Annotated in this window: 9 protein-coding genes; 8 read left to right on the forward strand and 1 reads right to left on the reverse strand. The window is 35.5% G+C overall.

The genetic code is table 11. The annotated features are described in order from the left end of the window. Nucleotides 1-82 precede the first annotated feature (82 nt). The 3 genes from ACTYA4_RS17245 to ACTYA4_RS17255 all read left to right on the forward strand — a co-directional run bounded on the left by ACTYA4_RS17245 (nt 83) and on the right by ACTYA4_RS17255 (nt 2,478). Complete coding sequence (locus tag ACTYA4_RS17245) at nt 83-850, forward strand: transporter substrate-binding domain-containing protein (protein WP_443480076.1); 768 nt, start codon at nt 83-85, stop codon at nt 848-850. 253 nt (nt 851-1,103) lie between these two features. Then, nucleotides 1,104-1,763, forward strand: a complete 660-nt coding sequence (locus ACTYA4_RS17250) for an amino acid ABC transporter permease (RefSeq protein WP_443480075.1) — start codon at nt 1,104-1,106, stop codon at nt 1,761-1,763. Continuing rightward, the gene (locus ACTYA4_RS17255) at nt 1,756-2,478 is read left to right on the forward strand and encodes an amino acid ABC transporter ATP-binding protein (protein ID WP_443480074.1); all 723 of its coding nucleotides are present in this window, start codon (nt 1,756-1,758) and stop codon (nt 2,476-2,478) included. The genes ACTYA4_RS17250 and ACTYA4_RS17255 overlap by 8 nt, the downstream gene beginning before the upstream one ends. 151 nt (nt 2,479-2,629) lie before the next feature. On the opposite strand, the gene prli42 is transcribed toward ACTYA4_RS17255, so the two are convergent. After that, nucleotides 2,630-2,728: a stressosome-associated protein Prli42 gene (gene prli42 / locus ACTYA4_RS17260; protein ID WP_443480073.1), complete on the reverse strand. Its 99-nt coding sequence runs from the start codon at nt 2,726-2,728 to the stop codon at nt 2,630-2,632. Nucleotides 2,729-2,922: 194 nt separating this feature from the next. On the opposite strand from prli42, the gene ACTYA4_RS17265 reads away from it, so the two are divergent. From ACTYA4_RS17265 to ACTYA4_RS17285, 5 genes are all read left to right on the forward strand, one after another. Further along, complete coding sequence (locus ACTYA4_RS17265; protein ID WP_443480072.1) at nt 2,923-4,047, forward strand: M20/M25/M40 family metallo-hydrolase; 1,125 nt, start codon at nt 2,923-2,925, stop codon at nt 4,045-4,047. A gap of 606 nt (nt 4,048-4,653) precedes the next feature. Beyond that, nucleotides 4,654-5,124 (forward strand): chemotaxis protein CheW, encoded by a 471-nt coding sequence (locus tag ACTYA4_RS17270; protein WP_443480071.1) that lies wholly within the window; start codon nt 4,654-4,656, stop codon nt 5,122-5,124. Nucleotides 5,125-5,156: 32 nt separating this feature from the next. Beyond that, nucleotides 5,157-6,413 (forward strand): DNA polymerase IV, encoded by a 1,257-nt coding sequence (locus tag ACTYA4_RS17275; RefSeq protein WP_443480070.1) that lies wholly within the window; start codon nt 5,157-5,159, stop codon nt 6,411-6,413. 156 nt (nt 6,414-6,569) lie between these two features. Then, nucleotides 6,570-7,979 carry an NADP-dependent phosphogluconate dehydrogenase gene (gene gnd / locus ACTYA4_RS17280; protein WP_443480069.1) on the forward strand — a complete coding sequence of 470 codons (1,410 nt, stop codon included), beginning with the start codon at nt 6,570-6,572 and terminating at the stop codon, nt 7,977-7,979. Nucleotides 7,980-8,254: 275 nt separating this feature from the next. Next, nucleotides 8,255-8,779, forward strand: a complete 525-nt coding sequence (locus ACTYA4_RS17285; protein ID WP_443480068.1) for a YfiT family bacillithiol transferase — start codon at nt 8,255-8,257, stop codon at nt 8,777-8,779. The last annotated feature ends 546 nt before the right edge of the window (nt 8,780-9,325 follow it).

The following is a 9,325-nucleotide window of genomic DNA, read 5'->3' on the forward strand; positions in this document are numbered from 1 at the left end:
TCATTTTAGTATATTTTTTTTTGAAAAAAAAGGCATATTAAGAAAGATTACAGCGTGTAAGAAATTATAGGAGGAATATAATATGAAAAAATTAATAGCAATGATGCTGTTAGCGATAGTAGTACTTGCAGCATGTGGGACAAGCAATGGAGATAAAACAGCAAAATCTGATGAGAAAGTATTAGTAATGGGAACATCAGCAGATTATAAACCGTTTGAATATATTGATTCAGCAAAAAGCGAGGACATTATCGGATTTGACATCGATTTAGCAAATGCTCTTGGCGAAAAATTAGGTTATACCATAAAAATAAAAGATATGGATTTTAGTGGTTTAATTCCTGCAATCCAAGCAAAACAAGTAGATTTAGTGCTTGCTGGTATGTCTGCAACAGAAGAAAGAAAAAAGAATGTAGACTTCAGTGATGTTTATTATTCAGCAAAAGATTTAATTATTACAAAAAAAGACAGTAGCATTAAAAGTGTAGAAGATTTAAAAGGGAAAACAGTTGGTGTTCAATTATCATCTATTCAAGAAGATGCAGCTAAAGAAATTGCTAAAACAGTAAAAATAAACGTGGAAAACAGAGATCGCATCCCTCAATTAATTCAAGAAATTAAAGCTGGAAGATTTGATGCAGCAATCGTTGAAGATGTGGTAGCACAAGGATATTTGAAAAAAGATGACAGCTTAACATCTTTTGCAGCTACTGAGCCGACTGATGCTGCAGGTTCTGCTATTGCATTTCCAAAAAACAGTGAGCTGACTGAAAAGTTTAATGCAGAGCTTAAAAAAATGAAAGAAAACGGCGAGTTAGACAAACTAATTGTTAAATGGTTTGGCAATTAAAAATAGTAGTAAATAAGAAACGTTTAAGGAAAACCTCCTTTAACGTTTTCTTGCTTTATAGTGCGTGAAGAAAGTATAAATTTCTGAAGTAATACGAGAGTCTAGCTTCAGCGCTTAGACCTTGTGAAAAATAACCCTTCGCCTCTAAAAGTAAAAAGCACTTTTTGAGTCAAATGAACATTTTTCTTCAGGGCTGAACAAGGCGCTTCCGCTTTTCTGATAGTATTTCTAATTTTGAAAGGGTTGTTAAAGAATGGAGTTGAATTTTCACCAGTTTATCCCATCTATTCCTTATTTATTACAAGGAATTATTGTAACATTAAAAATTGTTTTTGTTGCAGGGGTATTAGGGTTTGTGTTAGGGATTATCCTATCCGTATTCAAAATCAGCAAATTTCCTGTCCTCAGCTGGATCGCTGATGCATATACATCTATATTTAGAGGTACTCCATTAGTACTTCAGTTAATGTTAATTTATTATGGAACGCCACAGGTTACAGGTATTGAAATCGAGCCTTCGGTTGCTGCGATTTTATCTTTTGGTCTTAATTCAGCTGCTTATATTTCAGAAATTATTCGAGCTGGAATTCTTGCCGTCGATAAAGGGCAAAATGAAGCTGCATTAGCTCTTGGTGTTTCAAATAAACAAGCAATGTTTGATTTGATTTTGCCTCAAGCGTTAAAAAATATTTTTCCTGCACTTATAAATGAAGCGGTAACGTTAACAAAGGAATCTGCGATTGTAACGGTAATTGGTGTAACAGATGTTATGAGACGCGCTTATATTATGGGTGGAGAAAAGTTCTCTTATTTTGAACCGTTGTTATTGGCAGGACTAGTTTATTATATTTTAGTTATGTTGTTGACGATGTTGGCAAAGGTTCTAGAAAGGAGAATGAGACGCAGTGATTAAAGTGGTAGATTTGCATAAGTCATTTGGTTCGTTGCAAGTTTTAAAAGGAATTACAACGGAAATAACGAAAGGGGAAGTTGTTACAATTATTGGTCCTTCAGGTTCTGGTAAATCGACATTTCTTCGGTGTTTGAATTTATTGGAAGTTCCTACTTCAGGCAAAGTGTTTATTGAAGAAGTAGAAATAACCGATAAAAAAACGAATATTAAAAAAATAAGAGAAAATGTCGGCATGGTATTTCAACATTTTCATCTATTTCCACATAAAACAGTCCTTCAGAATATCACATATGCTCCGGTAAAAGTAAAAGGACTAAGCAAACAAGAAGCAGAGAAAATCGGCTTAGAGTTACTGCAAAAAGTTGGACTAGCAAATAAAGCAAATGAGTATCCAAACAGATTATCCGGTGGTCAAAAACAAAGGGTTGCGATTGCAAGAGCATTAGCGATGAATCCAGATGTCATTTTGTTTGATGAACCGACATCTGCACTTGATCCTGAAATGGTCAAAGAAGTGTTGGAAGTAATGAAATCATTAGCAAATACAGGCATTACGATGCTGATCGTAACACATGAGATGGGCTTTGCTAGAGAAGCGGCAGACAGAGTGTTATTTTTGGATCAAGGAGCGGTAGTAGAAGATGCGCCACCTGCTCAATTTTTTACGAATCCTACAAGTGAAAGAGCAAAAGAATTTTTGGAAAAAATGTTATAATAAAGAGAAGAGAGTTATTCGGTTGAGTTATAGAAACTTTGCTGGATTGCTCTTTTTTATATTAAGAAGAACAAAAAGATACATTAACTATAGAACTCAATAGAAAAAAACAACGGAAAAGTATATGATTTTCCGTTGTTTTACTATTATTTTAAGAAAATAATAATTCTAAACCCATTAAAAAGGTCGAAACTAGCATAATAAAAATCATTAAGTAAACAACTAATTTTCTAAAATTACGGTTACGCATTTTATCCTCCATCATTAACTTCTTAACTATTACTTTCATTTTACTAAGAAATAGGCATTGTCACAACTAAAATAGTAGATTGAATTATTTTTTTCAAAAATGCGAATGATTGTGAAAAGGTGAATGGTTTCATTTGCTGTTAAATCTTGCTACCGTTATACTAAAATAGAGAGTCTAACTTGGAGGAATGATAAATGATTAATCAAGAACGTTTGTTAAACGAATTTTTAGAACTAGTGAAAATTGATTCTGAAACAAAGTTTGAAAAAGAAATAGCTGCTTTATTAAAAAGCAAATTTTCTGAGTTAGGATTAGAAGTTATTGAAGACGATACAACCTCTGTTACCGGACATGGGGCAGGCAATTTAATTTGTACATTAAAAGGTAATGTGGAGAGTGCTGATCCTATTTATTTTACGTCTCATATGGATACGGTAGTGCCTGGGGTAGGGGTGAAGCCCTCTATTCAAGATGGATATGTTGTAACAGATGGTACGACCATTTTAGGAGCGGATGATAAAGCTGGTTTAGCAGTTATATTGGAAACGATTAAGGTCTTAAAAGAAAATAATATCCCACATGGTACGATTCAATACGTTATTACTGTTGGGGAAGAATCAGGGTTAGTTGGAGCGAAAGCATTAGACCCTTCTCTTTTAACAGCAAAATATGGTTATGCACTCGATAGTGATGGAAAAGTCGGCAATATTATTGTGGCAGCTCCAACACAAGCAAAAGTAAAAGCAACTATATTAGGAAAAACAGCACATGCTGGTGTTGCACCTGAAAAAGGGGTTTCTGCTATTACTATTGCTGCAAAAGCGATTGCTAAAATGCCATTAGGAAGAATAGACAGTGAAACAACAGCAAATATTGGTCGTTTTGAAGGCGGCAAGCAAACAAATATTGTTTGTGATCATGTGGAAATTTTGGCTGAAGCTCGTTCTTTAATAGAAGAAAAAATGCAAAATCAAGTGGCAAAAATGAAAGATGCATTTGAAAGCACAGCAAAAGAAATGGGCGGCGAAGCGATTGTTGAAGTGGAAGTGATGTATCCTGGCTTTAAGTTTGGAGAAGGGGATCATGTAGTGGAAGTGGCCCGCAAAGCTGCTGCAAAAATCGGAAGAAGCTGTGAATTGCAGCAAAGCGGCGGTGGAAGTGATGCCAATGTTATTTGTGGATTAGGCATTCCAACCGTAAACCTTGCAGTAGGTTATGAAGAGATACATACAACAAATGAAAAAATGCCAATTGAAGAATTAAATAAATTAGCAGAAATGGTAATAGCAATTATTGAAGAAGTAGCGGCAGACAATTAAATCTAATCTATTTGAAGGCACTCATTCCAATCATTAGGGAGAGTGCTTTTTTTATCGTAGGCTGTTTTCTCAAAGTTTGTTGTTTTTTACGTAAAGGCTATGTTAAAGCTCATTGTTGGTTTTGGCACTATGTTGATTGGAGTGGAAGGCGTGAGACTCCTGCGGGAAAAGTGAGTCGGAGGGAGACCCCACAGGCGCACAGCGCCGAGGAGGCTCCCGGACCGCCCGCGGAAAGCGAACGCCTGGAGTGGAAATCAACAGGCAAGTTTAACAGAGCCTACGTAAAAAAAATGGGAGAAGAAGTACTCAGCAGACTGAATACACGTAGACTCCTGTGGGAATGCGAGAAAGACGAGACCCCACAGGAGCGTATGCGACGAGGAGGCTCGACGCTCGCCCACGGAAAGCGAAGTGTATTCAGGCTGCGAGTTTAAAAGCAACAATCTATACGAAAACAGCCTAATCGTAAATAGAATATTTTCTAAAGAGATTCCCTTTTTAATAGAGAACTGTAAAAAAAATTAGTATAATATAATTAATTGCTTTAAGGAGCCAAGAGAAAAAATAGGGAATTAGCTGTGGGAAAAATTAGGGGTTGATAGGAAAATGAAAGATACTAATAAAGTGGTTGTTTTTCAAGTAGCAGAAGGAGAATACGCTATTTCTATAGATTATGTCATTTCAATTGAAAAAGAAGAAGGAATTACGGCAGTTCCTGCGCTCCCTTCTCATGTTGTTGGAATTAAAAAAGTGAGAGATGAATTGCTGCCGATAATTGATTTGGAACAAGTATTTTACAATCGAGCTATGACTAAAAATGAACGGAACAGATTGATTGTTCTTAAAACAGACGAGTTAACATTTGCTGTATCAGTATGCGATGCAAAAGAAATACTAGTAGTACCAGAAGAGTCAATGAAACAGACAGCAATATCTGCCTACCAAAAAACAAGCTATTTCACCGAGGTAATTCAATTAGAAAACCGTTTAATGATGGTAATTGATCCTGCTATATTTATTCATTCTTTGGCAGGTTTAAAAGAAATTAAAGATTATATGAAAAATCAACCTGCATAAGCTACTTCATTTATATTAGGATGTGGGCTATTATGAAAGAGTTTTATCCTAAAGCGGGACGAGTTATTTTACATGTAGATATGAACTGTTTTTTCGCTGCTGTTGAAATGGCATTTGACCCTACATTAAAAGGAAAAGCTTTAGCCATTGCTGGCAATGAAATGGAGCGAAAAGGGATTATTATTACTTGTAGTTATGAAGCAAGAAAGTATGGGGTCAAAACGACAATGCCAATATGGGAAGCCAAAAAGCTTTGTCCAAATTTAATTATTAGGAAGCCACATTTTGATCGATATCGAAAAGCATCTCTTGGCATGTTTTCGATTTTACAGGAGTTTACAACAGTAGTCGAACCTGTTTCCATTGATGAAGGGTATCTGGATATTACAAACAGTTATGATTTGGGCAGTCCGATTGCCATAGCCGAAACGATTCAAAAATGTATGGTGGAACGGTTGGATTTGCCGTGCAGCATTGGAATTGCACCGAATAAATTTTTAGCAAAAATGGCTTCGAATTTAAAAAAACCGATGGGTATTTCGATCATAAGAAAAAGAGATGTTCCCACCATTTTATGGCCTTTAGAGGTGGAAGAAATGCATGGAGTTGGAAAAAAGACGGGAGAAAAACTAAGATCCCTCGGTGTTTCCACGATAAAAGATTTGGCTAATGCTGACACTTTGCAGTTAAAAGCTGTTTTAGGGGTAAATGGAGCACGATTAAAAGCGAGAGCGAATGGTGAAGACAATAGAGAAGTAGATCCTAACGCAGCAAATGAGTTTAAAAGCATTGGCAATTCTACAACTTTGCCGAAAGACGTATCCAATCAACAGGAACTTTTTCAAGTTTTACAAGCTTTATCATATAAAGTGGCGACAAGAATGAAGAAAAAGCATGTTCATACTAAAGGGCTAAGTATTACGATTCGTTATGGAAATCGAAAAAATTATTCGAAAAGTATGAAGTTAGACAACCCGATCAAAACAGAACAAGACATCCTAAACAAAAGCAAGGAAATATTCTTGAAGGCATGGAATGGGAATCCCGTTCGTTTGCTTGGAATTACAGCAACGGAGTTAATCGACAATAATATTGTAGTAAAGCAATTGGATTTATTTTCGTTTGAAAAAGAGGTGGAAAAAGAGCCTCTTTGGCTGACAATTGCCGCACTAAAAGAAAAATATGGGACATCCGTAATTGAACACGCAAGCGATATTCAAAATGTAAACACAACGGATCATATTGGTACGCAAACGAGCTTTAACAAAGATTTTTTGCGAAAGAAATAAATTTTTTTAAATTAAACAAGCAGAAGAAAAAATTTTTTATAAAACTAGTAGCAAAAGTGATGCAACTTCAGTTAGAATAGTTGCATATATAACAGAATCTTGCTAAAGTAAAGTGAATTCTACTATATACATAAAGTTAGAAGGGACGTAAGAAAAATGACAAAACAGCAATTTGGCGTTATTGGTTTAGCAGTAATGGGGAAAAACCTTGCAATGAACATTGAAAGCAGAGGCTACACTGTATCTGTTTTTAACCGCTCAAAAGAAAAAACAGAAGAAATGCTTCAAGAAACAGAAGGCAAAAACATCGTTGGAACTTATACATTAGAAGAATTCGTTCAATCTTTAGAAGTTCCACGCAAAATTATGTTAATGGTAAAAGCAGGTCCAGCAACGGATGCAACGATCGAACAATTAAAGCCTTTATTAGATAAAGGGGATATTGTTATTGATGGCGGTAACACTTTCTTTGTTGATACGCAAAGACGAAACAAAGAATTAAGTGAATTAGGCATTCACTTTATCGGTACTGGTGTATCTGGAGGAGAAGAAGGAGCACTTAAAGGACCATCTATTATGCCTGGTGGACAAAAAGAAGCGTACGAGCTTGTTGCGCCAATTTTTAAAGATATTTCTGCAAAAGTAAACGATGAAGCATGTACAACATACATTGGTCCAGATGGAGCTGGACATTATGTAAAAATGGTTCATAACGGTATCGAGTACGGGGATATGCAGTTAATTTGTGAAGCATATTTTATCATGAAAAACGTGCTTGGATTAGATGCACAAGAACTTCATGAAGTATTTGCTGATTGGAATAAAGGAGAGCTTGACAGCTATCTAATCGAAATCACAGCAGATATCTTTACGAAAGTAGACGAAGAAACAGGAAAACCATTAGTAGACTTAATTTTAGATACTGCTGGTCAAAAAGGAACTGGAAAATGGACAAGCCAAAGTGCATTAGACTTAGGTGTACCGCTTCCAATGATTACTGAGTCTGTATTTGCTCGTTTCATTTCTGCTATTAAAGAAGAGCGTGTAGCTGCAAGCAAAGTTTTATCTGGTCCTGCTGTTCAAGCATTTACTGGCGATAAAGCTGCATTTATCGAATCTGTTCGTAAAGCACTTTATTTAAGCAAAATTATTTCTTATGCTCAAGGATTTGCACAAATGAAAGCAGCTTCTGAAGAATATAACTGGGATTTAAATTATGGAGAAATCGCGATGATTTTCCGTGGCGGTTGTATTATCCGTGCACAATTCTTACAAAAAATTAAAGATGCATACGATCGTGATGCAGGCTTAAACAACTTATTATTAGACCCTTACTTCAGTGAAATTGCAGAAAATTATCAAGCTGCATTACGTGAAGTAATTGCAGGCGCTGTTATGAACGGTATTCCTGTACCAAGCTTTGCTGCTGCATTATCTTATTATGACAGCTATCGTACAGAAACACTTCCAGCGAACCTTCTGCAAGCACAACGTGACTACTTTGGTGCACATACGTATAATCGTATTGACAAAGAAGGCGTATTCCATACAAATTGGATGAAATAATTATATAATAAAAGTCATTCTTTAGCTTCAATTTGTATAAACAAGTTTGTTTATACGAAGGGAAGTCTAAGAATGACTTTTTTCATTATAAGAAAGCATAATAAAAGTCGTTCCTTTTTGAAAAAGTTCAACGGAAACACATTTACGTATATATGGATTTAATTTTTCTTATTGGATTAGCTCCGCAGTAATGCTAGATAAAAAACATGAAAAAAAGAAATAAATCGATGCTTTCGAATTTATTAAGTAAAAATAACTGCAAAGAGGGTGAGTAGATGGACCATTTAAGCTTTCCTATCGGGCAATTCGAGCCAATACATAATCCTACTCCAGAACAACGTAACAGATGGATTAAGGATATTTCAGAGATATCAAAAATCCTTCGGCAGACCGTTCAAAACCTAACAAGGGAACAACTACTTACACCATATCGTCCTGGTGGTTGGACTATCCAACAGGTAATTCACCATATGGCTGATAACGATATAAACGCATTTATTCGTTTCAAAAAAGCATTGACTGAACATAACCCTACTTCAAGTACGTATAGAGAAGATTTATGGGCAGAGCTGAGCGACTATCGAAATACACCCGTTGAAACATCATTGGTTCTGCTTGAATCACTTCACAGTCGATTTGTAGTATTACTTTGTTCATTAAGTCCGAATGATTTTAAGAGGACATTTACGAGTCCCACTCACGGCGAAATGAGTCTTGATGTTGCAACTCAAAGATATGTTTGGCATGGCCAACATCATATCGCACAAATTGCTTCACTTAAAGAACGTTCAGGGTGGTAATTAAACATTATTTATTTGTGATTATAGGGATTATTATTCAATAACATAAACCGAATATGATTAAACTTTTTAATAAAATGGATGTTTTTTATTTGCGGTATAATGTGAATGTTTACTAAGTGAAATAATTTTTCATAATGTACTCCTTTTGATTATGTATTATTTAGTTTCCGATTGGAACAAAAACTACAACGCATCACCTTTATATTAAAATAGTATTCTGATAAAAAAGTTTGATTACTTCTTCCAAGCTGTAAATAATCAATAAAAAAGGCTGTTTTCTCAAAGTGTGTTGTTTTTGAATAAAATAATAAACATGGCTGAAGCACTGAGCAGCCTGAATACACGTAGACTCCTGCTTAGAAAAGCGAGAGAGACGAGACCTCATAGGAGCATAGCGTGGCCACTGTAGAAGTGTTTTATTATATAAATTATATGTAAAACCCTTATATTTAGTGGATGAAAATGGTATAAGGAATTTGAAAACGACCATCTTGTTGGTTAGGAGAGGCGTCCGCACGACTCCTGCGGGATTAGCGAGAAAGG

The sequence above is a fragment of the Niallia yueguangensis genome (assembly GCF_052663115.1).